21 protein-coding genes are annotated in these 25,220 nt (G+C 59.8%); 9 read left to right on the top strand and 12 right to left on the bottom strand.

Going from position 1 to position 25,220, the window contains the following annotated elements; translation table 11 throughout:
- Nucleotides 1–119: 119 nt before the first annotated feature.
- The 4 genes from QEO92_RS27870 to QEO92_RS27855 all read left to right on the top strand — a co-directional run bounded on the left by QEO92_RS27870 (nucleotide 120) and on the right by QEO92_RS27855 (nucleotide 4,534).
- On the top strand, nucleotides 120–875 hold the full coding sequence (locus tag QEO92_RS27870) for an IclR family transcriptional regulator (protein ID WP_227705424.1): 756 nt from the start codon (nucleotides 120–122) through the stop codon (nucleotides 873–875).
- A 108-nt stretch (nucleotides 876–983) separates the two neighbouring features.
- Nucleotides 984–2,210, top strand: coding sequence for a zinc metallochaperone AztD (aztD, locus tag QEO92_RS27865; protein WP_227705881.1), 1,227 nt, complete (start codon nucleotides 984–986; stop codon nucleotides 2,208–2,210).
- Between the two features lie 154 nt (nucleotides 2,211–2,364).
- Complete coding sequence (locus QEO92_RS27860) at nucleotides 2,365–2,613, top strand: WGR domain-containing protein (RefSeq protein ID WP_052182625.1); 249 nt, start codon at nucleotides 2,365–2,367, stop codon at nucleotides 2,611–2,613.
- Nucleotides 2,614–3,433: 820 nt separating this feature from the next.
- Nucleotides 3,434–4,534 (top strand): RHE_PE00001 family protein, encoded by a 1,101-nt coding sequence (locus QEO92_RS27855; RefSeq protein ID WP_227705423.1) that lies wholly within the window; start codon nucleotides 3,434–3,436, stop codon nucleotides 4,532–4,534.
- Nucleotides 4,535–4,643: 109 nt separating this feature from the next.
- Here QEO92_RS27855 and QEO92_RS27850 read toward each other — a convergent pair whose 3' ends face one another.
- The 8 genes from QEO92_RS27850 to QEO92_RS27815 form a co-directional block, all read right to left on the bottom strand.
- Nucleotides 4,644–6,758 carry a beta-galactosidase gene (locus QEO92_RS27850; protein ID WP_227705422.1) on the bottom strand — a complete coding sequence of 705 codons (2,115 nt, stop codon included), beginning with the start codon at nucleotides 6,756–6,758 and terminating at the stop codon, nucleotides 4,644–4,646.
- Between the two features lie 103 nt (nucleotides 6,759–6,861).
- Complete coding sequence (locus QEO92_RS27845) at nucleotides 6,862–7,737, bottom strand: 2-hydroxy-3-oxopropionate reductase (RefSeq protein WP_227705421.1); 876 nt, start codon at nucleotides 7,735–7,737, stop codon at nucleotides 6,862–6,864.
- Between the two features lie 7 nt (nucleotides 7,738–7,744).
- A complete protein-coding gene (gene otnI / locus QEO92_RS27840) occupies nucleotides 7,745–8,524 on the bottom strand; it encodes a 2-oxo-tetronate isomerase (RefSeq protein ID WP_037145852.1) in 780 nt (259 codons plus the stop codon).
- A gap of 10 nt (nucleotides 8,525–8,534) precedes the next feature.
- Nucleotides 8,535–10,241 (bottom strand): ABC transporter ATP-binding protein, encoded by a 1,707-nt coding sequence (locus tag QEO92_RS27835; protein ID WP_037145848.1) that lies wholly within the window; start codon nucleotides 10,239–10,241, stop codon nucleotides 8,535–8,537.
- 10 nt (nucleotides 10,242–10,251) lie between these two features.
- A complete protein-coding gene (locus tag QEO92_RS27830) occupies nucleotides 10,252–11,442 on the bottom strand; it encodes an ABC transporter permease (protein ID WP_227705420.1) in 1,191 nt (396 codons plus the stop codon).
- 10 nt (nucleotides 11,443–11,452) lie between these two features.
- Nucleotides 11,453–12,439 (bottom strand): ABC transporter permease, encoded by a 987-nt coding sequence (locus QEO92_RS27825; RefSeq protein ID WP_227705419.1) that lies wholly within the window; start codon nucleotides 12,437–12,439, stop codon nucleotides 11,453–11,455.
- A 110-nt stretch (nucleotides 12,440–12,549) separates the two neighbouring features.
- The gene (locus tag QEO92_RS27820; protein ID WP_227705418.1) at nucleotides 12,550–14,658 is read right to left on the bottom strand and encodes an alpha-amylase family protein; all 2,109 of its coding nucleotides are present in this window, start codon (nucleotides 14,656–14,658) and stop codon (nucleotides 12,550–12,552) included.
- An 85-nt stretch (nucleotides 14,659–14,743) separates the two neighbouring features.
- Entirely contained in the window at nucleotides 14,744–16,669 is a 1,926-nt protein-coding gene (locus tag QEO92_RS27815) for an ABC transporter substrate-binding protein (RefSeq protein WP_227705417.1), read from the bottom strand.
- Nucleotides 16,670–16,839: 170 nt separating this feature from the next.
- On the opposite strand from QEO92_RS27815, the gene QEO92_RS27810 reads away from it, so the two are divergent.
- The 3 genes from QEO92_RS27810 (at nucleotide 16,840) to QEO92_RS27800 (ending at nucleotide 20,326) form a co-directional block, all read left to right on the top strand.
- Nucleotides 16,840–17,874, top strand: coding sequence for a LacI family DNA-binding transcriptional regulator (locus QEO92_RS27810; RefSeq protein WP_227705416.1), 1,035 nt, complete (start codon nucleotides 16,840–16,842; stop codon nucleotides 17,872–17,874).
- Between the two features lie 293 nt (nucleotides 17,875–18,167).
- A complete protein-coding gene (locus QEO92_RS27805; RefSeq protein WP_227705415.1) occupies nucleotides 18,168–19,526 on the top strand; it encodes an NfeD family protein in 1,359 nt (452 codons plus the stop codon).
- Between the two features lie 26 nt (nucleotides 19,527–19,552).
- Nucleotides 19,553–20,326 carry a slipin family protein gene (locus QEO92_RS27800; protein WP_227705414.1) on the top strand — a complete coding sequence of 258 codons (774 nt, stop codon included), beginning with the start codon at nucleotides 19,553–19,555 and terminating at the stop codon, nucleotides 20,324–20,326.
- Nucleotides 20,327–20,354: 28 nt separating this feature from the next.
- On the opposite strand, the gene QEO92_RS27795 is transcribed toward QEO92_RS27800, so the two are convergent.
- From QEO92_RS27795 to QEO92_RS27780, 4 genes are all read right to left on the bottom strand, one after another.
- Entirely contained in the window at nucleotides 20,355–21,380 is a 1,026-nt protein-coding gene (locus tag QEO92_RS27795) for a LacI family DNA-binding transcriptional regulator (protein WP_227705413.1), read from the bottom strand.
- An 80-nt stretch (nucleotides 21,381–21,460) separates the two neighbouring features.
- Nucleotides 21,461–21,880 carry a VOC family protein gene (locus tag QEO92_RS27790; RefSeq protein WP_037145834.1) on the bottom strand — a complete coding sequence of 140 codons (420 nt, stop codon included), beginning with the start codon at nucleotides 21,878–21,880 and terminating at the stop codon, nucleotides 21,461–21,463.
- Between the two features lie 53 nt (nucleotides 21,881–21,933).
- Nucleotides 21,934–22,398, bottom strand: a complete 465-nt coding sequence (locus QEO92_RS27785) for a VOC family protein (RefSeq protein ID WP_227705412.1) — start codon at nucleotides 22,396–22,398, stop codon at nucleotides 21,934–21,936.
- Between the two features lie 47 nt (nucleotides 22,399–22,445).
- Nucleotides 22,446–23,249: an aldo/keto reductase gene (locus QEO92_RS27780; protein ID WP_227705411.1), complete on the bottom strand. Its 804-nt coding sequence runs from the start codon at nucleotides 23,247–23,249 to the stop codon at nucleotides 22,446–22,448.
- Between the two features lie 161 nt (nucleotides 23,250–23,410).
- Here QEO92_RS27780 and QEO92_RS27775 point away from each other — a divergent pair, with 161 nt between their 5' ends.
- Both QEO92_RS27775 and QEO92_RS27770 read left to right on the top strand, forming a co-directional pair.
- Nucleotides 23,411–24,304 (top strand): carbohydrate ABC transporter permease, encoded by an 894-nt coding sequence (locus QEO92_RS27775; protein ID WP_227705410.1) that lies wholly within the window; start codon nucleotides 23,411–23,413, stop codon nucleotides 24,302–24,304.
- Entirely contained in the window at nucleotides 24,304–25,218 is a 915-nt protein-coding gene (locus QEO92_RS27770) for a carbohydrate ABC transporter permease (protein ID WP_037145827.1), read from the top strand. Before QEO92_RS27775 ends, QEO92_RS27770 begins: the two co-directional genes overlap by 1 nt.
- Nucleotides 25,219–25,220 lie beyond the last annotated feature (2 nt).

Genomic DNA, 25,220 nt, shown 5'->3' with positions numbered 1-25,220 from the left:
TTTGTGCGATATTTGACATTTGTTCATATATCGCACAAATTGAACCAGCGCTGTTGAGGCTGACGAGGGGCGGAGGCGGGCGTCGACCTATCAAATGGAGAGGGATCGAGGAATCACGAATGCGGGAAACGGATTTTGTCAGCGGTTTTGCGCGGGGACTGAAGGTGATCGAGGCTTTCGGCGAGACGACGCCGAAACTGTCGATCAGCGATGTCGCCAAAGCGACCGGCCTTGACCGGGCCACGGCACGACGCTGCCTGCTTACGCTCGCCGAGCTCGGCTATGCCGATTACGACGGGAAATTCTTCGCGCTGACGCCGAGGATTCTACGGCTCGGTCATGCCTATCTTTCCGCCACTCCCCTGCCCCATATCGTCCAGCCCTTTCTGGACAAGCTTTCGGAGGAAGTGCAGCAGAGCGCATCGGCGAGCGTGCTGGATGGCACGGAGGTGGTCTACATCGCCCGTGCTTCGCAGAAGCGGGTGATGTCGATCAACCTGATGCCCGGCAGCCGCCTCCCCGCCTATTGCGCCTCCATGGGGCGCGTGCTGCTCGCGGCCCTGCCGGAAGAGGAGGCGCGGGCGCTTCTCAGGCAGACCGCGCTGAAGGCCTTCACCCCGCGCACGAAGACGGACCCAGCCCGGTTGATGGAGGAGCTTATCCGCGTTCGCGCTCAGGGTTTCGCCGTCATCGACCAGGAGCTCGAACTCGGCCTCTGCTCCATCGCCGTGCCGCTGGAAAACGACCGTGGCCGGGTGGTCGCCGCGCTCAACATCGGCGCCCCGGCAGCCAGCGTTCCGGCTGAACAGATGGCCGAGCGTTATCTGGAGCCACTCAAGGCCGTGGCCAGAGCGCTCAAACCCATGCTTCGCTAAGCCCCCTTCCCTTCTCTCGATTTCGCGTCTCCCCGAGTGGACAACTCTCGTTCCTCTCGCTATTAGCGTAATGTTATTACATATCATAAGGAGTTTTCGATGAGACGTATGAGAGAGGGATGGAAGAAAAGCGCCTTGGCCTCGGCAGCAGTGTTCTGGCTTGCCGCCTCCCCTGCGGGCGCGGATGACGCAGAACGCGAGGTCTGGCGGCTGTTCGTTGCCGATCACACGGCACCGGTTGTCCGTGCCATCGATCTTGAGACCGGCGCCGGGCTCGGGAATTTCGACCTCAAGGGTTTCGCAGCCCTGACCGCAAGTGCATCGGGCCGAACGGTGTTTGCGATTCAAACGGAAGCCGACATGGTGCAGGCGATCAGCACCGGCATTGCAGTTTCCGACCATGGCGAGCACCGGGACGTGGACATCAAAGCGCCGGAAATGCTGCCAGTGAGCTTCGCAGGTCGGCGGCCCGTGCAGGCGGTGCCCCATGACGACAGGATGATCCTGTTCTTCGATCGCGAAGGACGGGCGGATGTCGTCGATGAGGGTGCTTTGCTGGAGGGAAAGACGGATATCCGCGCCGTCGATGCGACTGCGCCGCATCATGGCGTCGCGGTGACCATGGGCAGGCACACGCTGGTTTCCGTCCCGGATACCGAGGCAGAGGTGAAGCCGGACGAGTTGCCTCCGCGGTTGGGCCTGCGTGTTCTCGATGAGAGTGGCAAGCAGGTCGGCGACGTTACGCCCTGCACCGCCCTGCATGGCGAAGCTCTATCGGCGAGGCTGGTGGCTTTCGGTTGCGAGGAGGGCGTCCTGTTGGCTCGCCCTGGCGGCAACGCCGGACCGAAGCCTGAGATGCTCCCCTATGGAAGCAGTCTCCCGAAGGGCAAAGTGACGACTCTGCTCGGCGGCAAATCAATGCAGTTCTTTCTGGGGAATTTTGGTGAAGACAAGCTGGTCGTCATCGATCCGGACGCGGAGGAGCCCTATCGGTTGGTCGAGCTGCCGGCCCGGCGGGTGGATTTCGCGCTCGACCCTGCCCGCGCAAAGAACGCCTATATCCTGACGGAGGACGGCGATCTGCATCTGCTCAACGTGCTGAATGGTTCGATCGTCAAGACGGTCAGGGTGACCGAACCTTATAGCAAGGATGGTCACTGGCGCGACCCGCGGCCGCGGCTTGCAGTCGCCGGCGACGTAATTGCGATCACCGATCCGCGTCATAGCCTGGTGCGGATCATCGATATCGAAACACTTTCCGAGAGCCGCACCATTCCCGTGGAAGGAATGCCGTTCGCGATCGTCGCCGTGGGCGGATCTGGCCTCGATCACTGAACGGTGGCTTCGCTGAACACTCCAGCGCCGCGCTCCCGGGAGCGCGGCGCCTTTCGGTTGTCGGGGGCGATCCATCATCAGGATGAATCGATCGGGCCGGATCGATTCAATCATCTCGTTGGACGATGGAACCTGGCTTTGCGATTCTGCTGCCATGGATACCGAACCTCTTCTTCTGACCCGCCGCGACCCGGTTCGCAACATGGCTCGCTTCTATGTGCTCACCGTCGAGCCTGATCTGTTCGAAGGCACGGCACTGACCCGCAACTGGGGCCGTATTGGCACCAAGGGCCGGACCTGCATTGAGCTCTTCCGTACCAGACAGGAGGCCGAGCACCGGCTGGCGGCAATCGCGCGCAGCAAGGTGAGGCGAGGGTATAGAGCGACCGAGAAGGCGAGTTGACAGCTGTCAACTCAGCAACCCATGACTTTGATCTGAACGATAGATACCCATCCGGTCGAACCTCTCCTGCCGCATCAGCGAAGGAAGGCGAGGAAGGACGAGTTGACAGCTGTCAACTCGTCCTGGAGACGAAGCCATTGTCGACGCAGGAAAGGCTGCGCTGCTGTAACTTTCCTGCCAGAAGACCAACTCCGCCCTTCCGATCAGTTTCTGTTCCGGCCCATTCCGGCGGCGTACAGCCTGCCGACCATATCCTGCCGCTATCGCAAAGTTGCCGCGATAGGCCATCTGACCAACAGGGGGCCGGAATGAAATGTCACCACCTCGGGAACGCCCCCAAGGCACGCGGACGGAGCAGGAGAGACGCCCACAGGGCTCGGATGCGGCTGCGCCGCCGTCAACGGCAGATCACAAGCTTCTCTCGATTGCCTAGCCGCCAAACGCATCATCTCGATCGCTTCGTCATGCTTCGCCCCACGATTTCTAACTCGGGCAAGGGGAGGGGTTCCAGCCACGCCGGACTTCACAGCGCAAACATGTTCCCGCCTTGGCCCGCGAAAAAGGGGCGGGGTCGCGGCGTCGCCATCCGCCATAGATCGGCGTTTGCCTTCGGCAATCAGCGGAGTAGAATCGCAACGGGCAACCTGTTGATCGATTCGGTGTTTCCCTCACCAATCTCAACCCCGGGGCATTGCATCTCCGAGAAACAGGCCTCAGTCCGACATCTCCCGACCGCTAGCGTGAATTATGGTTAACGCAACGGTAACGAAACTCAACCTCTCTATCGCTTTCGTAACGAAGATCCTCTATAACAACAACAATGCGTTACGAACTTTCGAAATTGCCGCTGCAGACCCTTGTCACGCCCGTAGCGACGGCGACCGCCGCTCTGGTGCGCCTCGACGAGCGTCTTAACCGGTCCGACTTGCGCCAGGGCTGCATCAGCCGCGCCGATTTTGCAGACGCCTGCGCCTCGTTGTGGATCGACGGCGAACTTGTTCACCTCGAGGATCTGGTCCTGCACGACGCCGGCATGGGCATTCGCGCACCCACGCATGAGCTCGCGATTGCGCAGGACGTGCTGCGCACCCGTCGTCGCATTTCCGGCCATCCGGCCGGCTGGGCGCTGAGCCCCGAAGGCCTCAGAAATCTCCGGGGCAGGGGAGGGGGGAACGACGCTGCGACCCTGCCTGCTCCATTGCCGGAAGAGGAGGCACTCAGCGAACCGATCGCCGAGGATGAGGACCCCTTGGCAAGGGAACTGGCGGAGATCGATGCCGTTCTTGCTCGCTCCGAAGCTGTTCTCTCCGGGACCATCCAGCCATCACGATCGTCGCGGCAGGAGCGTGCCCCGCTCGTCTATGAGCCAGGCTGGGATGAGGACGAGCGCCTCGAGGAGTGGCGCGCTATCCTGATCGAAACGGACGGGTTGCCAGCGGCACTGCGAGCCGCGGTGTTGCTCGATGCCTGGAACCAGTTGCAGGTCCTCCAGCACGCGCCCTGGCTCGGCCGGCTGCTGGCAGCCTCCTTGCTCCGCAAGGCTGACATCACCATCGCGCATCTTGTCGCCGTCAATCGGGGCCTTAGAAACGTTTCACGCGAGCGCCGCACCAGTCGCGACCGCAACACGCGACTGCTCGCCATCCTCGATGGGATCGGCATCGCGTCCGAACTAGGCCTGAAGGAGCATGACCGATTGCTGCTTGCAAAACAGCAGATGCAGCGAAAACTCGATGGCCGTCGCAGATCGTCTAAATTGCCGAAGCTGATCGAGCTCGTCCTCTCCCGCCCGATGGTCTCCGCCGGCATGATTGCCGAGGTGCTTGACGTGACCCCCCAGGGGGCACTCAAGATTGCCGGTGAACTGAACTTGCGCGAGCTGACGGGCAGGGGAAGGTTTCGGGCGTGGGGGATAGTCTAGAGTACCCGCGCCTTATACGAGAGTAACGTCGACATTGCGGAGTTCACGCTTCGCAGCCCTTCAAGGCAATCAGCTCCAGGCAATTCGATCGCAAGCCATGGCGCGCGCATCATGCCTCCACAAGCGGCAGGATGACCACATCGCGCGGGGGAACTTCGACCTGGCCGCCGTTATGTTCGTGGCCGATCGGCCAAACGGCCTTGCCGGAGCTGATGCTGCCATGGCGATCCGCCAGCGCCACGTCGGTGGCCTGTATCGTACGGGTCGGATTGACCAGCCATAAAAAGCTGCCTTTCTCGCCTTTGTGAATGCGGGCGAAGAGCGTCTTGTTGGAGAGTATCACATGACGCTCGCGGCCGCTCCATCCCAGGAGCTCGGCGAAGAAGGCCGCATTCGCCTTGCCGTTGCTGCGGTAATAGGCGACGGACGGGTTGGTGCCGATCAGGAGCGTACGCCCCTTGCCGAAATTGTTCTCGACAACGGCAAGGCGGCCGTCGGTGAAGTTGCCCCGGGCCGTACCGCCGTTGAGACGATAGGACTGCAGGAGGCCGCCGCCATCGACGGCAAGCTCGCCGAACTCGAAATGGATGCGATCGCCGATATCGGGCATGAATTCGACGGTTTCCTCCTGCGCGCCGAAGACGGCATCGAGGCCCATGTTCGGCTGCACCTGACCGACATGGCCGCGGTCACCGAAATAACCGGGGCAGGCTTCGGTGATCAACGTGCCGCCATTCTCAACCCAGGTTTTCAGCCGGTTGGCCTGTTCCGCGGTAAACATGATCGGGTAGGGGAAATAGAGAAAGTCGTAGGCACCGATATCGTCGATATGCACCCAATCCGGCTGCACACCATTGTCCAGAAATGCACGATACGCGCCCCACATGGCTTCCGGATAGGGTTTTTCCTTGCGGTCGTAATTGAGCAGATAGTCCCATTCCTGGGTCTCGCGCACGACCAGGATGCCGATTTCGCCGCGCACCGGCTTTGCGTCCCAGAGAACAGCCTGTGCCTGATCGTTCGCCCATTTCGCCATCGCGCTCTGCATGTCGGAACGCGGTGTGCGCGAGCCGTCCATACCGTAGGCGCCGAAGGCGCCGAAGAGCGGCCCATCGAGCAGCGGCCGCCACCGCAGGTTGAGCACGCCGCGAGCGCCACCGGCAAGCGAGGTCATGCTCCAGATGCGGATATCCTCCGGTTCCGCCACCCGGCCGTCCTCCTTGTTGCGACCGATCACCTGCGGCTGTAGCCACAGCGGCCCGCCCTGGCGCTCCGCATGCCAGAAGGTTTTTCCGCGGGCAGCGGCACGGTTGATATCGACGCCATACCAGGTCTTCCAGGGCTCGGTGCCCTTGCGGGCTTGAACCCACGTGAAGCCGTAGATCTCCACCTTGGAGGCGGCAAGCCAGTCGTCACAGCCATTCGCCGCCATGTTCGGGATCGCACCCGAAATGCCGTGGGCGGCGATAACATTCTTGCTGTCGACCGCGCGGATCGTATCGATGCGCCACTGCATCTGGTCATAGAAGTTATCGCGCTTGAACTGCAGCCAGTCGATGCATTCCGGATAGGGTGCCATGTGTACCGGAGGCTCAATGTCGTCCCATTCGGCATAGCTGTAGCGGTGCCAGACCTTTGCGAGCGCCTTCAACGAGCCATATTTCTTCTCCAGCCATTTGCGGAAAGTGGCCTTGGCATAGCTGCTGTAATCCACGTCCGCGGAATAATTGCATTCGTTCCAGACGTCGTAGCCGTAGATTGCCGGATGGTCCTTGTATCGGGTGGCGAGTGCCGTCAGGAAATTGCCAGCGGCCTCCTTCACCTCGGGGCAGTTCAGCGTCAGCGCACCGGCCCCCCCGCCATTGTTGGAGAAGCCCCCGGTCGCGGCCGAGACACCCATCCAGGAGCCGAGCTTCGTCCCGTCGGCGTTGACCTGCAGGGCATGAGAGAATTTGCGAACCGCCCAATCCGGCACCGCGTGGATGAGTTCGGCGATCACCGTCTTGAGGCCGTTCCTCGCCGCGAGATCGAGCTGCCGATCGTATTCCTCCCAGTCATAGACACCGGGCGCCACCTCGATCGCTCCCCACATGAACCAGTGGCGAAAGATGTTGAGCCCATCCTCGGCGGCGACACGGTAGTCGCGTTCCCAATGTTCCTGCGGCGGGTTCGACTTGCGGAAATAGACGGCGCCATAGGGAAATTGAATATCGTTTCTGAGCATTGTCCTGTCCTTCTTCAGTTCGGACACAGCTTCGCCGCCCGGAGAGGAGGCTCCGGCTGACGCAGGCGAAGATATCGTCCGGCAGTCCTAAAAAGCGTTGGTCTTAGCGCGGCCCTCCGGCGAGGAGTTCGAGCGTGCGGATGAGGGCGGAATGATCACGGTCGCCATCGCCGTTGGCGATCGCGGCATTCATGAGCTGCTGGGTCGCGGCGGTATTGGGCAGCGCGAGGTCGAGCGACCGGGCGGCATCGACGGCGAGCGTCATGTCCTTGCGGTGCAGACGGATGCGGAAGCCGGGCTCGAAGGTCTCCTTGACCATCCGCTCACCATGCACCTCGAGGATGCGGGAGGCTGCAAAGCCGCCCATCAGTGCGGCGCGGACCCTAGCCGGATCGGCGCCGGCGCGTTTGGCAAAGAGCAGCGCTTCGGAAACAGCCTCGATGGTCAGGCCGACGATGATCTGGTTGGCGACCTTGGCGGTCTGCCCGTCGCCGACGCCTCCGACCAGGGTGATGTTCTTGCCCATCTTCTCGAACAGCGACCGGGCCCGCTCGAAGGCCGCATCCTTGCCGCCGACCATGATGGTCAGCGACGCCGCCTTGGCTCCCACCTCGCCACCGGAAACCGGCGCGTCGAGATAATCGCAGTCGAGCGCTTCAACGCCTCTCGCAAAGCCCTTGGTCGCGACCGGCGAGATCGAGCTCATGTCGATGACGAGTTTGCCTGCGGAGAGGCCCGACGCCACGCCGTTTTCGCCGAAGAGCACCGCCTCGACATCCGGCGTATCGGGCAGCATCAGGATGATGATATCCGAGGCTTGAGCTACGGCCTTTGCACTGGCGGCCGCCTTGCCGCCCTTGGTGATGAGATGCTGGGAACCTTCCTTCACGCGGCTGAGATGCAGCGTGTGACCCGCGTCGATCAGGTGTTCCGCCATTGGGCGGCCCATGACGCCCAGTCCGATGAATCCGATATTCATGACAACCTCACTTCAGATAGGGCCTCATCCAGCCGAGGCCCTCGCTGGTGCCAGCCTTCGGTTTATATTCGCAGCCGACCCAGCCGTCGTAACCGAGGCGGTCGAGTTCGGAGAGGATGAAGCCGTAGTTGATCTCGCCCGTGCCGGGTTCGTTGCGACCGGGATTGTCGGCAATCTGCACATGGGCGATCTTCTCCTTCAGCCGTGTAAAGGTGGGGATCAGGTCGCCCTGCATGATCTGCATGTGGTAGAAGTCGTATTGGATAAAGAGATTGTCGGAGCCGACCTTATCGAGGATGCGCTCGGCATGCTTCGTCGTCGACAGGAAGAAACCGGGAATGTCGCGCAGGTTGATCGGCTCGATCAAGAGCTTGACGCCGGCATCGGCGCAGCGCGGTACGGCATATTTCAGGTTCTCGACCAGCGTGTTTTCCAGCACGTCGGGGTCGGCATCTTTCGACACCAGACCTGAAATGACGTTAAGCTGCCGGCAACTGAGTGCCTTGGCATAATCGAGCGCCAGCGACACTCCATCGCGAAATTCCTGCACGCGGTCAGGCAGGCAGGCGATGCCGCGTTCGCCGCCGGCCCAATCGCCGGAGGGCACGTTGAAAAGCGCCTGTTCGAGACCGCTTGCCTTCAAGGCATTCGCGACTTTTTCCTTCGGCTCGACATAGGGGCCGAGATATTCGAGCGCTCCGAAACCGTCTTTCGCTGCGGCTGCAAAACGGTCGAGAAAGGGCAGGTCCTGATAGAGGAAGGAGAGATTGGCTGAGAATTTCGGCACTGGAACATCCTTATGAATTGACGGGTGCGACGAAACGCTGCCGGTGCATCATGCGCTTGTCGCGGGGATCGGGGTTAGGAACGGCAGAGATGAGGCTTTTTGTGTAAGCCTCCCGCGGCGCGGTGCAGACCTGCTCGGCCTCGCCAAGCTCGACAATCCTGCCGCGGTGCATGACGGCCACGCGGTCGCAGAAATAGCGCACCACGGAAATGTCGTGCGAGATGAAGATGAAGCTGAGGTTCAGCCGCCTGCGGATATCGAGCAGAAGGTCAAGGATCTGGCTGCGGATGGAGACGTCGAGCGCCGAGGTCGCCTCATCGGCGATGATGATGCGCGGTTCGAGCGCGAGCGCCCGAGCGATGCCGATGCGCTGCCGCTGGCCGCCGGAAAAAGCGTGCGGATAACGCTCCATGCCCATCGGGTCGAGTCCAACGAGGCGCATCAGCTCGGCAACGCGATCCTCCAGTTCCTTGCCCTTGGCAGGGCCGTTGACGATCAGCGGGTCGCCGATCACCTCCTTGACCGTCATGCGCGGATTGAGGGAGGCGAAGGGGTCCTGGAAGACAAGGCGGACCTCGCGATGAAAGTCCCGAAGTCCCTTCTTGCCAAGTCTGGTGACCTCGATTTCGCTGCCGTTCTTGTTGCGGTAGAAAACGGCGCCAGCTGTTGGCTCGACAATGCGCAGGATCAGCCTGCCGAGTGTGGTCTTGCCGGAACCGCTCTCCCCGACGATGCCGAGGGCCTCACCCGGATAGAGGTCGAAATTGGCGTCGTCGACGGCCCTGAGCGTATTGTTGCCCGCAAAGCCAAAAGTCTTGCCGAGATTGCGGACAGACAGAACCGGCAGCGGCGCTTCGGCCGACAGCATCACCGCCGGTTTCCCGACATTCGCCTGGCGAGTGAGCTTGACGGTCGAAGCGAGCAGTTGGCGGGTATAGGGATGGCCGGCCGCATGATAGATCGCATCGACGGTTCCATGTTCGACGATGCGGCCGAAACGCATGACGGCGACTTCATCCGCCACCTCGGCCACCACGCCCATATCGTGAGTGATGAGCAGCATGGCCATGCCGCGCCCGACCTGCAGGCGCTTGATGAGATCGAGAATTTCGGCCTGCGTGGTGACGTCGAGCGCGGTGGTCGGCTCATCGGCAATCAGGATGTCCGGATCGCCGGCAAGCGCCATGGCGATCATCGCGCGCTGGCGCATGCCGCCGGAAAACTCGAACGTATAACGGTCGGCCATCTTGTCCGGATTGGGGATTTCGACCTGGCGCAACAGATCGATCATCCGCTCGCGCGCAGCCTTCTTGCCGAGGTTGGTATGCAGGCGGATCGCTTCGACGATCTGCGAGCCGATCGTGTGGACCGGCGAAAGCGAGCTCATCGGCTCTTGAAAGACAAGGCCGATGCGCCGCCCGCGGATCGCGCGCATGGCGTTGCTGTCGGGAGAAAGCGTGGCAATGTCGGTGATTGCGTCGCCGCTCTTGAGCAGGATACGTCCGCCGACGATCCGGCCAGGACGGTCGATGATCTGCAGCAGCGAACGCGCCGTGACGCTTTTGCCGGAACCGCTTTCTCCGACAAGGCAGAGCGTCTGGCCGCGTTTCAGCTGGAAGCTCACCTTTTCCACCGCATGCAGAATATGGGTGCGCAAGCAGAAATCGACCGAGAGGTCCTCGACGGAAAGCACGACATCGTCAGGAAGAGTATTCATCGCTCCCTCCTCAATTGTCATAGGGATCGGCCGCATCGCGCAGGCCGTCGCCGAAGAAGTTGAAGGAAAGGACGGCCACAATAACCGCGAGCGACGGCCAGATCAGCAGCCAGGGTGCGGTCGCGACCGTACGGATGTTTTGGGCATCCTGCAGCAGCACGCCCCAGCTCACGACCGGCGGCTTCAGCCCGATGCCGAGGAAGGAGAGCGATGTCTCCGCGACGATCATGGTGGGCACGGCGAGCGTCACCACGGCGAGGATATGGCTCGTCAGCGACGGCAGGATATGGCGGAAGATTAGCCGCGCCTCGCTCGATCCGTCGAGCCTCGCGGCAGTGACGAAATCCTCGCTCCTGAGCGCCAGAAACCGTCCGCGCACCTCGCGCGCGAGACTGGTCCATCCGAGCAGCGAGACGATGATGGTGATGACGAAATAGACGCTGACCGGCGACCAGGTAAGCGGGATGGCCGCCGCCAGCCCCAGCCAGAGCGGGATGGTCGGCATGGCGCTGATCACTTCGATGATCCGCTGGATGACCGTATCGACCCAGCCGCCATAGAAACCGGAGATGGAGCCGAAGACCACGCCCAGAACCAGGGACACCGCGACGCCCACGAGGCCGATCGACATGGAGACACGCGTTCCGTAGATCAGTCGCGAGAAGACGTCGCGCCCGAGACGATCCGTACCGAGCAGGTACATGGGATCATTGGGGTTAAGCGGGCCGATCAGATGACGATCCGTGGAGATTAGCCCCCATAGTTCATAGGCCGGGCCTTTGACTAAAAACCCGATCGGCACGACCTTGCTGTCATCGACGACGAATGTGCGCCTCAGGGCTACCTTTTCGATTTCGACCTTGTAACCCTTTACATGCGGATTGAACTCCGTACTGCCGTCCGGCCGCGTCACGAAGAGACTGATCCCTTGCGGCGGCGCGTAGGTATATTGCGGCTTCGACGTCGCAGGCAGGGCAGGGGCCAAGAACTCGGCGAACAGGCCGACCAGATAGAGGAAAAGGATGACGGCGCCAGCCGTCATTGCCACTTTCTGGCGGATCAGCTTGCCGGCGATCAGCTTCCAGGGTCCAACTGTGGCTGTCGAGACCGACTTGCCCTGCTTGAGCGGGCTGATCGAAGGCCCATCGACGACCATCAGCGCGGGTTCAACATGTTTCCCGATAGTATCGTGTACGCCCATGCCGGCCTCCTCAGCTGAACCGGATGCGCGGATCGAGCAGCGCAAGCAGCAGATCCGAAAACAGCATGCCGACAAGGGTGAGGGCGCTTAAAAGCAGGATGAAACTGCCCGCGAGATACATATCCTGTGAAACCAGCGCGCGGAAAAGAAGCGGCCCGGCCGTTGGAAGATTGAGCACGATCGCCGTGATCGTCACACCGGAAACGAGATGCGGCAGGACCCAGCCGATCGCCGAAACGAAAGGATTGAGCGCGATACGCACCGGATATTTGAGGATGACTTTGTATTCCGGCAACCCTTTGGCGCGGGCGGTGATGACATAGGGCTTGTGCAGCTCGTCAGTCAAGTTGGCGCGCAGGATGCGGATCAGCGCAGCCGTTCCCGAAGCGCCGATGATGATGATCGGAATCCATAGGTGCGCCAGGAAGTCGCCGGCCTTTGCGAAGCTCCAGGGCGCTTCGGCAAATTCTGGGGAGTTGAGGCCGCCGACGCTCTGGCCGAGATATTTATAGGCGACATACATCAGGATCAGCGCCAGGATGAAATTCGGAACCGCAAGGCCGATGAAGCCGAAGAAGGTAAAGATGTGATCGCCAACGGTATGACGCCGCACGGCCGAATAGATGCCGATCGGAAGTGCGACGACCCACACGAAAAGAAGGCTCAGCAGCGAGATCACCAGGGTCGATCCCATGCGGGCCCAGATGAGGTCGGCAACCGGCTGATTCCATTCGAAGGAGCGGCCGAAATCGCCGCGGCTGAGAATGCCCCATATCCATTTCAGATACTGGATATAGAACGGATCATCGAAACCGTAGATTTCCTTCAGCCGTTCGATCTCAGCCGGATCAACCGCCTGGCCGCTGTCACTCATCGTGGCAATCATCGAGGTCAGATAGTCGCCCGGCGGCAACTGGATGATCAGGAACGAAATCAGCGACATGCCGAACAGGGTCGGGATCATGTAGAGCACGCGCTTGAAGATATAGCCAAGCATCGGAATGTTTCTCCTCCCGTTGAGAGCGTCGGACCGGCGCTTCCTCCGGATCTCTACCCCGCTACCGGCCCCTCCAGGCCGGCAGCGCTCTTCCGTTTCAGTCGATCATCTCACGTCCAGGTGAGATGCAGCACCTCCAGCCGCTCGATACCGGGTACTTCCACCTCGGCGCGTCCATTCCGGAGGCTGAAATCTGCGGCGCGGTCGGCGACAACGAGCCAAGCCTTGTCTACCGATTTGCCTTTCGGAATTTCCACGGAAACCGTCTGGCCCGCCAGAGGGTAATTTTCGCGGATCGGTCCCTTCATCATCATTGGATTGGTCAGGTTGAAGAGGCTGAGCGCGATGCCTTCGTCGTTTTCGCGTAGCGCCATGTCGATGACCCCAGGCCCTTCGATCACGACACGCGGCATCTTGCCGAGCGCCCACCGAACGGCGTTCGCGATCAGTCGTGCATGGTCCACGGCAAAGACCTCCCAGAAAATCTCGCCGATATTCCACGGAATATAGACCGCCCGCCCACCCCTGCCGGTTTCGCGGGCGATGACGGCGGCTCCTTCCGGTGCCTTGCGTGGATAGACTTCCTCCATAGGCAGGTCCGGGAAGTCGGGGATGTAGAGAAAGGGCGTCGCGGTGCTGGTGACCGGCTCGACATGGATGAGCCGCGTGCCGCCCATGATGCGGCTCGCTCCTTCATACCCTTCGCCGATCGGATGGTCTCCCGAAAGCGCCAGATAGGTATTCTTGACAATGCCGCGGGGGCCGGAGACGAATTTGACGCCGAAGACATCCGCAAGGCCGAATTCCGGCCGCATCTTGCCGTTCTCGTCGCGCAGCGAGGTTTCATAGGCGGCGATGATGCTGCCGCCACGCTCCACATAGGCGCGGATCGCCGCGTTCTGCGCGTCCGACAGGCAGGAGGCATTGGCGAGGATGATCACTCTGAAGCGATCGAGGTTGTCCTTAGTCAGAACCTGATCGGAGAGAAGCTCGAAGGGCAGACGGGCCTCTACCAGGGCGTGATAGAAGCCGAGATCGTGTTTTTCGGCACTATGCCGATCCTCCGGTGCCCAATGACGCAGCGTGGTCGAAGGATCGATCACGGCGATTTCGGCCGTAGGCTTCATGCTTTCCAGTACCGGCTCGACTGCGGCCTGCAAGTTGAATGAATCGGCGACCGGCTCCACCCAGCGTTTATCCGGCACTACGCCATTGAATTTCGTGAACCAGGCATAAAGGCCGTGAGTCGTGCCGTTGTTGATCCAGAGCTGGATTTCCTCCGGCGAAGTCACGGCATCCTTCCAGCGATATTCCTCCTCGGGACCGATCGAGGTAATGAGCATGACGGGACGGTCGGGAAAGGTCGCCCGGATGCGCTTGCCATTGCGGCCTGCCGACCAGCCGACTTCCAGCCCCTTGCGACCCTGGTGGTCGACGACGAGGAAGGGGCAATGCCTCGTGATGACGGAAAGGTCGAACTCCATCAGCGACGCCCCGCTCATGTTGGGAATGAAGCTCGCATGCGGCCGGATCGCCTTGATCGCGTCATCCCATTGCGCGATCACGCCCGTCAGGACGTGGCGGCGCCATTGCAGCCAGGCCTGCCAGGCCGGATCGTCCGCATCCGCCTTCCGAGGCAGGCCGTAGCCGAACATGTCCTTGAAACGACGTGCGCTGTCTTCGCTGTAATCGACGCCATGCCCCTGCCAGCGATTGGCGAAGATCGCGTCGATATCGTATTCGCGAATGATCTCCTTGACCACGTCCGGCATGAACACCGTGTTATAGTCGCCGTAGGCGTTGGTGACCCAGACATCCGGATAGGCCCAGTGTCGGCGGGGCGTGCCGTCGGCATTGACCATGACCCATTCCGGATGGGCTTTGGCGGCATCGTCGTGGATGGCGTGCGGATCGACACGGGCCATCACATGCATGTCGAGCTTGCGTGCCGCATCGACGAGAGCGCCGAAGATATCCTTGTCGCCCAGGTATCTGCTGACATAGTGATAGGGGACCTTGCTCGGGTAGTAGGCGACATAGCCTCCGGCGCTGAGGCAGACGGCATTGGATTTCGTGCGCTTGAAGACATCGATCCAGAAGGCGGGGTCGTATTTTTCCGGATCGTCCTCGACGAAGGTGAGCTGGGTCCAGCGTGTCGCGGTCTTGTACCAGTCCGGAGTCCTCAGCGTGTCCGTATTCTGTTTCCTAGCGTCGAGCATCGTCTTCATCCAATCATAGGCAAAGAGGGATCGCGGCGCCGACCGGCAGGCCGGCGCCCGAAACGTGTCATTCCGTCGAATGCGGTCAGACCTGGTAGAATTGCTCCGGCATGGTGGGAGCGGGTGTCGGCCAGCCGAAAGAACTCGGCATGGTTTTCGTGATGTTTCTCATGTTGTTCTTGACGATGCCGTATCCATCCGGCGGCTGAGAAATGCCGAAGACATAGAAGTTTTCAGCCGCGCCCTGGAGGATCTGTTTCATAATCTCCTGCTGACCTGCGGGATCAGACGTCGCTTTGAGCTTGTCGTAAAGCTCAAGCTGCCTCTTCGTCTCCGGCGGCGGTTCCTCCGCACTGGCATTGTTGCGGTCGAGATACCAGAGCTGCCAGGCCGGGGCATACATCGCGTTGGAGTCCGTCGGCACATAGTAGCGCGGGTCGAGCATGGCCGCGACACCGCCATTGGCGCCGAACTGATGCGCAGTCGCGTCGAAATCGCGGCCCTGACGGACGCGCGTCTCCCAAAGCGAACGGTCCATGGTCCGCATCTGTGCATCGATGCCGACCGCCTGGAACATCGGGATCACCAGTTGGAAGAGATCAAGGAAGATCGCACGCGCCTGGTCGATCTCGAAGATGATCGTCAGGCGTCGGCCTTTTTCGTCGAGACGGAAGTTCTGGTCATCACGCTTCGGAACGATCTCATCGAGCATGGCGTTCGCCTTCTTGACATCATACTCCGTAAACTGCTTGGCAAGCTGTTCGTTGTAGAGCGGATCGCTCTCCTTGATGGAGGGTTGAGCAGCGGCCCCCTGTCCAACCAGCACGGCATCGATCAAGGCTTGACGATCGAGAGCCATCGAGAGAGCCGCCCGGAAATTCCTGTTCCGGAAAAGCGCCCGCTTTGTCTCGTCGTTATGATTGAGGTTGAAGATGAAGTTCATGACGTTGGCCTCCGTCGAGGTCAGCGTGCAGAAATCATAGTCGCCCTGCTGGCGCGCATCGTAGAGCACCGACTTGTTGTTCGGTGTTGCGATATACTGGTCCATGTAGTCAATTTCGCCCTGCATGGCCTTCAAGAGCAGCACCTGCGGATCGGCGACCATCTGGTAGACGATGCGATCCATATAGGGCAGCTGGTTACCCTCGGTATCCACTTTCCAGTAATAGGGATTGCGCTCGGCAACCGCCCTTTCGGTGTTCTCGCCGGGTGCGATCGTGAACATCCAGGCGTTGAGGCACGGCTTCTTCGAGGAGTTCAGGAAAAAGGCATTGTCGTTCTGGAACCCGGAAACCGATTGAAAGGCGGCAATCCAGCTTTCGAAGCCGTGCTGTTTGGCAAGTTCGTCGGCCTTCGGATTGTAGTCGATATGGAACTGTTCGAGATAATGCTTGGGGCAGCGTGTCGTGTGATCGTTGTTGGCCCAGGCGACCTGCAGCGGGAACATACCGTTAGGTGCCTCGAAGATCACCTTGAAGGTCTGTTCATCGACCACTTCCAGCTTCGCCGGCTTGCCGGCGGTCTTCCAGTGGCCCTGGCTGGTGACCGCGACCCGCTTGTCGGTGAGCACGGTATCGTACCAGAACTTGACGTCCGCCGTCGTGTAAGGGTGTCCATCGGACCATTTCATGCCCTTGCGCAGCCGGATCGTGTAGACCGTGGCGTCCGCATTTGCCTCGAAGGCTTCCGCGACGTTCAAGGTCACCCCCGACCAGTCGGGTGTATAGCGCAGCAGAGGCTCATAAGCCTGATAGCGGAACAGCATGGAGAGCGAACCGCCTCCCACCAGGGCCATTCTCCAGTCACCGCCATATTTCCCGATGCTTTCGAACGGTTTGACGACAAGGGGGGTCTCAGGAAGCCTATCCGCAACAGACGGCAGGGCGCCGTTTGAAACCTTGTCCTTCAGAATGTCCGCTTCCTTGTAGGTAGCGGCGGCGACCGGCAAAGCCGGCAAAATCAGAGCGGCCGAACTTCCGGCCAGAAACGTACGACGTTTCAGCTTGATCATCGGTATCTCCTCCACAAAATCCTTGCCCCTGTTTTTCCTTCTCCCGGGCTTGGATAACGTGAGGTTTGCATTACAATATCGTTAGGTAAAGTGTTATGTTCCGTGTTTGGAAAATTTGTGTTTTACAGCGCAGCCGTGTAGCGAGGCTGCGGCTGCAGAAGGATGCGGGAATGGAAAAGCGCGGACGCGTCACCTTACAGACGATTGCACGGGAAGTCGGCCTGTCGAAATACGCGGTATCGCGATCATTGTCCGGCAAGAGCGGTGTCAGCGATGAGACCCGCGAGCGCATCCGCGAAACGGCGCAGCGGCTGGGATATATCAAGCCGCTGAACAAGGTTGCGGCGAGCGAGGTCGCCATCGTTTTTCATGATCACGATCCCGTCAACAGCGAACTCTACATGCAGATCCAGAACGGGGTTCAATCCGAGGCCCATCGGTTGGGCATGGGTTTGCGAATGCGCTGGACGCACCACGCGAGCCAGCTTGAGGATCTGGCACACACCTGTGCCGGCCTGCTGCTCGTTGGACCGCATGCCCCTGAAGCGATTGCAGCCGCGACGGCGACCGGTATTCCGATCGTCCGTTTCGGCTGGATCGATCCCCTGGAAGACGCCGACCACGTTTCCGGCACCGACCATGAGGCGGGCCAGGCTGTAATGCAATACCTGTTTGGCCTCGGGCACCGATCGATCGCCTATGTCTACGGTACGCCCGGCTATCGCGGTCGCCGCGAGCGTTTCTATGGAGCGCGCGAGATTGCCGAACGTTACCCCGATGTCGCATTGCATGCCATGGAGTTCGACGAGCAAGGCGGCTTTGCCGGCGCCTATCGCGCGCTCAAGGAGAAGGGTATTCAGCCAACGGCGTTCTTCTGCGCCCATGACGGTCTCGCGCTGACTGTCGTGTCCGAACTTTTGGGGCAGGGCTACCGTATTCCCGATGATGTTTCCGTCGTCGGCTTCGGCGATTTTTCGGCTGCAACACAGATATCACCGCAATTGACGACAGTGCGAATGGAAGGCCAGGAATGCGGTGCCGTCGGCCTGAGGCTTCTGATCGAGCGCATCGAACACCCGCGCCAGCCGGACATGCCCGCACGCCGCGTCAATATCGCATCGAGGATTGTCGAGCGTCGGTCCACCGGCCCGTGCAAGCAATTGACGAAGCATCACGACGACTTTGCGGCGGAGGAACGCGCGTAATTGCACTCGGCTCATCGGCGCGCATGGTCTCTCATATGGCCTTGGCCAGACTTCCGTCTCTGACGAGACGCGCACGCTTCGCTCCGCCCCAAAAGTACGTCGAGTGATCTTTCCAGAAACGGCGTGTTCTAAGGTACGAATTCGCATGATCAGTCATATTCTGACGATACACGCTGCATAGCCGACAGCTGTGATCGAAAGGTCCTTATCTTACCGTTTTGCACTTCCGCCATATATTCCAGATCATGAACATTCGACGGAAGACCATGCGGTGTTTGAGGTTCTGGCGGTTGATGGCCCGAACCATCCTCCTGCTGCTTGCCCTGCCGGTTTTTGGTCTGAGCGCGGCGCCGTCAACGGAACCCGCACATATAGCGATAGTGCTGAAGCTGAACGGCGCCATCGGTCCGGCGACGGCAGACTATGTCAGGCGCGGACTTCAGCGTGCCGATGAAGGTGGAGCGGGTTTGGTCGTCCTGCAGATGGACACGCCCGGCGGTCTTGACGCATCGATGCGCGACATCATTCGTGCGATCCTTGCCTCGCCCGTGCCGGTAGCAGGTTTCGTGGCCCCAAGCGGCGCGCGGGCTGCCAGCGCCGGCACGTATATTCTTTATGCAAGCCACATCGCGGCGATGGCGCCGGGTACCAACCTGGGGGCAGCAACACCGATTTCCCTCGGCGGAGGGTTCGGTCGTGGTCCGGAACCAGGCAACGATCGTCCGGACGACCCCAACGGCAAGCAGCGACAATCCCCGGATAACGCAAGCGAAGCAAAGGCCGTCAATGATGCGGTTGCCTATATTCGCGGTCTTGCGGAACTGCGCGGCCGCAATGCCGATTGGGCAGAACGTGCCGTACGCGAAGCTGCCAGCCTTTCATCGGTCGTCGCCCAGCGCGAACATGTCATCGATTTCACGGCGGCGACCGTGGAGGATCTCCTGGCGCAGGCTCAGGGTCGCGTCGTGCGTGTTGGCCAGACAGATATTCGACTTGAGACCGCAGGCCTCGCCATCCGTGATTTCGAGCCGGATTGGCGAACCAGGCTGCTTTCAGTGATAACCGATCCAAACATTGCACTCATCCTGATGATGGTTGGCATCTATGGTCTTATCTTCGAATTTCTCACTCCAGGAACATTTGTTCCCGGCACGATCGGAGGTATCAGCCTGCTTCTCGGCCTTTATGCGCTTGCATTGCTGCCGGTGAGTTATGCCGGTGTCGCGCTGATTGTCCTTGGTGCCGGGTTGACGGTAGCCGAGGCACATTCGCCATCCTTCGGTGCCCTCGGCATCGGCGGCGCTGTAGCGCTGGTACTGGGCGCGACCATCCTGTTCGATACGGATGTGCCCGGCCTGGAGATTTCCTGGTCGGTGCTGGGGGGCATAGCCATTGCCAGCATCGTCTTCAGCGTTATCGTTGCTCGCCTTGCATTCACCTCGCGCCGGCGTGACGTCGTCACCGGCACGGAGCAGATGGTCGGTATCGCCGGCAAGGTTGATAGCTGGAGTGATACCTCGGGTTATGTGATCGCGCATGGCGAGCGCTGGAAGGCAGTATCCACCGAACCGCTCGTCGCCGGCGATGGCGTCAAGATAACCGGTCGAACCGGGCTGACGCTCGAAGTCACCAGAATTGCGCAGGAACGCTAGGGGCTTCTGTAAAACAGGAGGAAATCATGGGTATGTTTACGGATATCGCCTTCTATCTCGTCATCGTCCTTCTTCTGCTGCTCCTCATCGGTTCCGCGATCAAGATCCTTCGGGAATATCAGCGCGGCGTCGTCTTCACGCTCGGCCGTTTCACCGGCGTCAAGGGACCGGGGTTGATCCTTCTCATTCCCTACGTGCAGCAGATGGTGCGGGTCGACCTGCGTACGCTGGTGCTCGATGTTCCCAGTCAGGACGTCATCTCTCGCGACAACGTTTCCGTCCGGGTCAATGCCGTGATCTATTTCAGGGTCATCGACCCCGAGAAGGCGACCATCCAGGTCGAGGACTTCATGATGGCGACGAGCCAACTGGCCCAGACGACCTTACGCTCGGTGCTTGGCAAGCACGATCTCGATGAAATGCTGGCCGAACGCGACAAGCTCAACAACGACATTCAGGAGATCCTCGACATTCAAACCGATGCCTGGGGCATCAAGGTCGCGAATGTCGAGATCAAACATGTCGACATCAATGAATCCATGATCCGTGCAATCGCCCGCCAGGCGGAAGCCGAACGTGAACGGCGAGCCAAGGTGATCAATGCCGAGGGCGAACAACAGGCCGCGGCGAAGCTGCTTGAAGCGGCCGAAATCCTGGCAAGACAGCCCGAGGCGATGCAACTTCGCTATCTCAACACGTTGAACGTCATTGCAGGCGAACAGAATTCGACGATCGTCTTTCCGTTCCCGATCGATCTCGGCAATCTCCTCCCGCTCAAGACGGGGAAATCGCCGGAATAATTCAAGAATAACGTGACAGCCTCTCCGATCAGGTCGTCGCGCGGACAATCAATTCAGGCTCGATCAACTGAGTTTCCGCGGGAAGCCGCGCCTCCTTGTTTTCCAGACGATGAAGGATGCGTGCAACGCCGATTCGACTGATTTCATCGGCTGCATAGTTCACGGTCGTCAGCGGCAAAACGCTGAATTCGGAGACTTCCGTATTGTCGTATCCGGCGATCGCCATTTGGCCAGGAACCGAAATCCCGTTTTCGCCGCACCAACGCAACGCTCCGGTGGCCAATGCGTCGGTTGAGGCGACAAGCGCAGTGGGCTTGTTGGGATCGGCCATCACGGCAGGCATCATCCGGTAGCCTTGGGTAGCTGAAGTTCCCTTGGCATTGTGAACAATAAGCGTATTGGCCGGAAGGCCGGCCTGACGGATTGCCCGGCGGATACCGCGGCGTTTGTCGTCATTCCCGGACATGAAGCCGCCGTCCAGCATGGCGATCCGGCGGTGACCGAGCCCGAGAAGATGGCAAGCGACCTTGTAGGCACCTGCCATATCGTCGATTGCCACCGTATCGAGGCCCGATCCGCGCAGTTCGGCCAGCAGCAAAACAGGTGTCCCGGCCTCAGCGACGGCGACGATATGATCGAATTTTCGATGATGAGCGGGATATACCAGAATTCCGTCCACCTGATAGGACTGGAAACGCAGGAGCGCCCGTTTCTCACTTTCGACGCTGGTGTCGCTTGCCGCGAACATCATCCCGTAGCCGGCTTTGGTCAGTTCCCGCTCGATCGTGCGGGCAGCCAAGGTCAGCGTAGGGTTCATGATGTCCGTCAATACCAGCCCGATAGTCCGCGTCGCATTGTTGGCCAGCGAGCGGGCGATATGGTTGGGAAAATAGTTGAGTTCCTCCGCCGCCCTAAGAATCAGGTCACGGGTCGACTCCGGCAGGCGGGGACTGCCCCGCAGGGCCAGCGATACCGTATTTTCTGAAAAACCCGTAGCTTTGGCCACATCCTTCAGCTTGGTTTTGGGTTTTGGTTTCACGAGGCCCTTTTCCATGGAAGTGACTTTTCTAGCCTGCCTGTGCCGGCATTCCGTCTTCCAGATGCAACAGACAGATTGCCGAATTCAAGCGCCAATCACCAGTCGGCAACGCGGTCACGGCCGGTAAACTGAGCGCTCTTATCTGTATATTCAAACAGTTCGATCCTCACTCCGTTGGGATCCCTTATCCACGCCTGATAGGTGTCGTCGCACGCGTACTTCTTGTTGGTGATATCGATACCCTTGGATTTGATATGCGCGATTGCCTCGTCGAGATTTTCGACCTCGAGACAGAAATGGGTGATCTGGTTCGTGTCGCTATATGAGGTTCCATCCTTCTGGAAAACCTCGACATGGCTTCTGCCGCCGCAATTGAGATAGAAGCCGAAAATCCTGCCGTCACGCAGGAAGTTGAACTGCGTGTCGAGCCCCAGAACATCCTCGTAGAACGCGCGGGTCTTATCCAGGTCGTGTGCAAAGATGCAGACATGAGCGATCTGTTTTACCTTGATCATGAAAATCCTCCCGGCCGATATTGTCGGCCTCGTTTTGCGGTTTTCGACGGTTGCTAATAGACAGTCAGGACGTGGGGCTCACCGCCGGCGACAAGTGCTCTTTCAGCTTCGTACTGGATGCAGTTCGGCGCCATTTCCTGGATTTCGATGCGATTCCCGTCCGGGTCTTCGATCCACATGCCCCAATTGCCGTCGACACCGCGTGTTTCCTTGCGGGGACGACGAAGCTTGATGCCGGCTTCCGCAAGGTCCCTTTCGGCCTGATCGGCATTGGCGACCGTGAGGCAGAAGTGGTTCAAGCCGGTTTTCTCATTGGCCGGAGCAGGGGTGCCATCTCCTCCAGGGAATAGTTCAAGATAAAGATTGTCGTTGATGCGGTGATAGACGATCCAGGGTCTGCCCTCCGCATCGAGCAGGCGGAGCATTTCGGGAAATCCAATCCTGTTGTAGAATGCCACCGACCTATCGAGATCGTTGACCTTGAAGGCAATGTGGCCAAGCGTCGTGAAGATACCCATCTTCTCCTCCAGATATGGCCGGTGTCTTGCCCGGCCTCCTCTTTAAATCAGTCCCACGCCGGACCCCATTCCGGGTTGATGTAACGCCTGCCGCAATCGAGACCTGCGATCGCCTCAAGGTCTTGTGCGTCGAGCTTCACGGATTTGGCAGCGAGGTTCGATTGCTGGCGGGCGCGTGAGCCCGATTTCGGTATGATGATCGAGCCCCTGTTGAGCAGAAAGGCGAGCGCGACCTGGCTTGCGGCAACGCCATGTTTTTGCGCAACGGCATTCAGAACGGCGTCGTCTGAAACGTTGCCGCCTGCCAACGGCATGTAAGCGGTGACCCGTATGTTCGCCGACATGCAGTGATCTTCCAGAACGCGGTTCTGCAGATAGACGTGCTGTTCGAACTGGTTGGTCGCCAGGCGATTCTCACCTATTTCGGCGAGTGCCTCATCGAGATGTCTGCGCGTGAAATTCGAAACGCCAATCAACTTGCACAGACCTTCGTCCTGCGCTCTCGCCAGGTCTCCGATATAAGAGCGCACGCTCACCTCGTCGTAAGGTGCGGGCCAGTGGATGAGCACAAGATCGGCGTGATCAAGCCCCATAAGGATGAGGCTTTCCCGAATGCTCTGCCGAATGCGTCCGAGGTTCTTGGCGGTGATTTTCGTCGTAATGAAAAATGAACCCCTCGGCAGTTCCGATTCACGGACAGCCTGTCCGGCATTTTCCTCCGTGCCGTAGGTTTGCGCGGTATCAAGATGCCGGTATCCGAGCAAAATTGCCGATTTCACTGAGGAAAGGCCGTCGTTTCCGGTCAGCCCGTATGTACCAAGCCCCACCGCCGGTATCTGGTCCCCAAGCATCGCCTTCCTCCCCGGCCTCTTTTCCGTGATGGCTTCCCGGCATCAACAAGGCCATTGACGTTTGGCAATGCTTACCTTTATATTAGCGCTAATACAAGATCTGTTTGCGATCATTTGCGAATACCCTTCGCAAGCGACCACGGCGGGTCGGGGAGGAACAGATGGCAATTCGGTGGAGCTGGGCATCGCCCAGGATTGCGCTTATTCCCGCACTGACGACGACCGCCGTTGCGTTTCTCGGCGCGATTCTCTGGACGATCTGGATTTCGTTCACGCGCTCGCGGCGGTTCCCCGAATATACGATCGATCTCAGTTCCTGGAGCAGACAGTATGAACGGCTGTTCAATGACAGTTCCTGGACCACGGCGCTCGGAAATATCCTTATTCTCGCAATTGGAAATGCGCTGGCGATTCTCTTCGGCTTCATACTTGCCGCGATGATCGAGCGGGAAAAGCGAGGGGAGGGGTTCTTCCGGACGATATTTCTCTATCCGCTGGCGCTTTCTCTCATCGTGACAGGCATTGCCTGGCGATGGATTTTCAATCCGGATCTCGGCGTCCAGAATTTCCTGCGGGGGCTCGGCTGGGAAAGCGCAAATTTCAACTGGCTCGCGGACACGCGGACAGCCATGTACGGAATCATTCTTGCCTCCATCTGGCACGGTCTCGGCTTCTACATGGCACTGATGCTGGCGGGATTGAAATCGATCAATTCCGAGATATGGAGCGCAGCAAGGCTCGATGGCGTGAGTCTCTGGAAATTCTACACAGAGATCATCATTCCCATGATGAAGTTCACCTTTCTGACCTGCGCGATCCTGTTGTCTCTTGGTGTCGTCAAGACCTATGACATCGTCCTTGCGATGACCAATGGCGGGCCCGGCACATCAACCTGGACACCGGCCTATTTCGTGGTCAATTCGTTCGGCGCACGCGGCAATATCGGCTACGCCTCCGCTGCGGCCGTCATCATGCTTCTCATGACGGCGGCACTTTTCCTGCCTCTCATGCTCGTGACAGCCTGGCAGGCCCGCCGGCGGGAGGAGCGTGCATAATGACAGCTACCATCGAAGCCACGGCATTTGCCGCTGACCGGGTCAAGGTCAAACGGCGCCGGAGACGGATCCGGGGATCGAGCATCGCCATCCTCGTCTTCCTGACCATGTGCGCGGCCTTTGTGTCGGTTCCGCTCTATGTCGTGATCATGACCTCGTTCAAGACGATGGACCAGATCGCGCAGGGGCAGATCTTCTCGCTTCCGACGGAATGGACGCTGGAACCCTGGCGTTACGCGTGGTCGCAGACGTGTGCGGGCATGACCTGCAATGGGGTGAGCGCCGGCTTCTGGACGTCGCTCAAGATATTGTTTCCGAGCCTGTTGCTGTCGATCGGCGTTTCGTCGGTGACGGGTTATGCGCTGGCGCTCTGGAAGATCAACTGGGCGGGAACCTTCCTTTTCATTCTGTTCCTCTGCGCCTTCGTCCCCTTTCAGATCATCATGATCCCGCTTGTGGTACTCGTCTCCTCGCTCGGGATCTTCGGCACGATCTGGGCGGTTGCGGTTGTCCACGCCATCCTGTCGATGCCGTTGCTGACGCTGATTTTCCGGAATTTCTACAAGGACATTCCAGACGAGATCATCAAGGCGGCGATCATGGATTGCGGCTCCTTCTGGAAGATATTCCTGGAAATCATACTGCCGATGTCGGCAAACATCATGATCGTCGTGCTCATCCTGATGATTACCAGCGTGTGGAACGATTATCTGATCGGGCTTACCTTCGGTGGCGTCGGCACACAACCGATGACCGTCATCCTCGCCAATACCGTGATCACCTCGTTCGGCGAGGTTCGTTACAACGTGAACATGGCCGCAGCACTTCTGACCGCCATCCCTCCGCTCGTCGTCTATTTCGGGCTTGGCAAGTTCTTCGTTGAGGGCATCACCGCCGGAGCAATCAAGGGATAGTC

This window comes from Neorhizobium petrolearium (assembly GCF_029854435.1).
Lineage (GTDB): Bacteria > Pseudomonadota > Alphaproteobacteria > Rhizobiales > Rhizobiaceae > Neorhizobium > Neorhizobium petrolearium.
This window is presented reverse-complemented; position numbering and strand designations above follow the sequence as displayed.

What these genes read in the sequence shown, in the direction of transcription:
- QEO92_RS27870 (WP_227705424.1), top strand. Translation starts at nt 120, where the DNA reads ATGCGGGAAACGGATTTTGTCAGCGGTTTTGCGCGGGGACTGAAGGTG.
- aztD (WP_227705881.1), top strand. Translation starts at nt 984, where the DNA reads ATGAGAGAGGGATGGAAGAAAAGCGCCTTGGCCTCGGCAGCAGTGTTC.
- QEO92_RS27860 (WP_052182625.1), top strand. Translation starts at nt 2,365, where the DNA reads ATGGATACCGAACCTCTTCTTCTGACCCGCCGCGACCCGGTTCGCAAC.
- QEO92_RS27855 (WP_227705423.1), top strand. Translation starts at nt 3,434, where the DNA reads ATGCGTTACGAACTTTCGAAATTGCCGCTGCAGACCCTTGTCACGCCC.
- QEO92_RS27850 (WP_227705422.1), bottom strand. Translation starts at nt 6,758, where the DNA reads ATGCTCAGAAACGATATTCAATTTCCCTATGGCGCCGTCTATTTCCGC.
- QEO92_RS27845 (WP_227705421.1), bottom strand. Translation starts at nt 7,737, where the DNA reads ATGAATATCGGATTCATCGGACTGGGCGTCATGGGCCGCCCAATGGCG.
- QEO92_RS27835 (WP_037145848.1), bottom strand. Translation starts at nt 10,241, where the DNA reads ATGAATACTCTTCCTGACGATGTCGTGCTTTCCGTCGAGGACCTCTCG.
- QEO92_RS27830 (WP_227705420.1), bottom strand. Translation starts at nt 11,442, where the DNA reads ATGGGCGTACACGATACTATCGGGAAACATGTTGAACCCGCGCTGATG.
- QEO92_RS27825 (WP_227705419.1), bottom strand. Translation starts at nt 12,439, where the DNA reads ATGCTTGGCTATATCTTCAAGCGCGTGCTCTACATGATCCCGACCCTG.
- QEO92_RS27820 (WP_227705418.1), bottom strand. Translation starts at nt 14,658, where the DNA reads ATGCTCGACGCTAGGAAACAGAATACGGACACGCTGAGGACTCCGGAC.
- QEO92_RS27815 (WP_227705417.1), bottom strand. Translation starts at nt 16,669, where the DNA reads ATGATCAAGCTGAAACGTCGTACGTTTCTGGCCGGAAGTTCGGCCGCT.
- QEO92_RS27810 (WP_227705416.1), top strand. Translation starts at nt 16,840, where the DNA reads ATGGAAAAGCGCGGACGCGTCACCTTACAGACGATTGCACGGGAAGTC.
- QEO92_RS27805 (WP_227705415.1), top strand. Translation starts at nt 18,168, where the DNA reads ATGGCCCGAACCATCCTCCTGCTGCTTGCCCTGCCGGTTTTTGGTCTG.
- QEO92_RS27800 (WP_227705414.1), top strand. Translation starts at nt 19,553, where the DNA reads ATGGGTATGTTTACGGATATCGCCTTCTATCTCGTCATCGTCCTTCTT.
- QEO92_RS27795 (WP_227705413.1), bottom strand. Translation starts at nt 21,380, where the DNA reads ATGGAAAAGGGCCTCGTGAAACCAAAACCCAAAACCAAGCTGAAGGAT.
- QEO92_RS27790 (WP_037145834.1), bottom strand. Translation starts at nt 21,880, where the DNA reads ATGATCAAGGTAAAACAGATCGCTCATGTCTGCATCTTTGCACACGAC.
- QEO92_RS27785 (WP_227705412.1), bottom strand. Translation starts at nt 22,398, where the DNA reads ATGGGTATCTTCACGACGCTTGGCCACATTGCCTTCAAGGTCAACGAT.
- QEO92_RS27780 (WP_227705411.1), bottom strand. Translation starts at nt 23,249, where the DNA reads ATGCTTGGGGACCAGATACCGGCGGTGGGGCTTGGTACATACGGGCTG.
- QEO92_RS27775 (WP_227705410.1), top strand. Translation starts at nt 23,411, where the DNA reads ATGGCAATTCGGTGGAGCTGGGCATCGCCCAGGATTGCGCTTATTCCC.
- QEO92_RS27770 (WP_037145827.1), top strand. Translation starts at nt 24,304, where the DNA reads ATGACAGCTACCATCGAAGCCACGGCATTTGCCGCTGACCGGGTCAAG.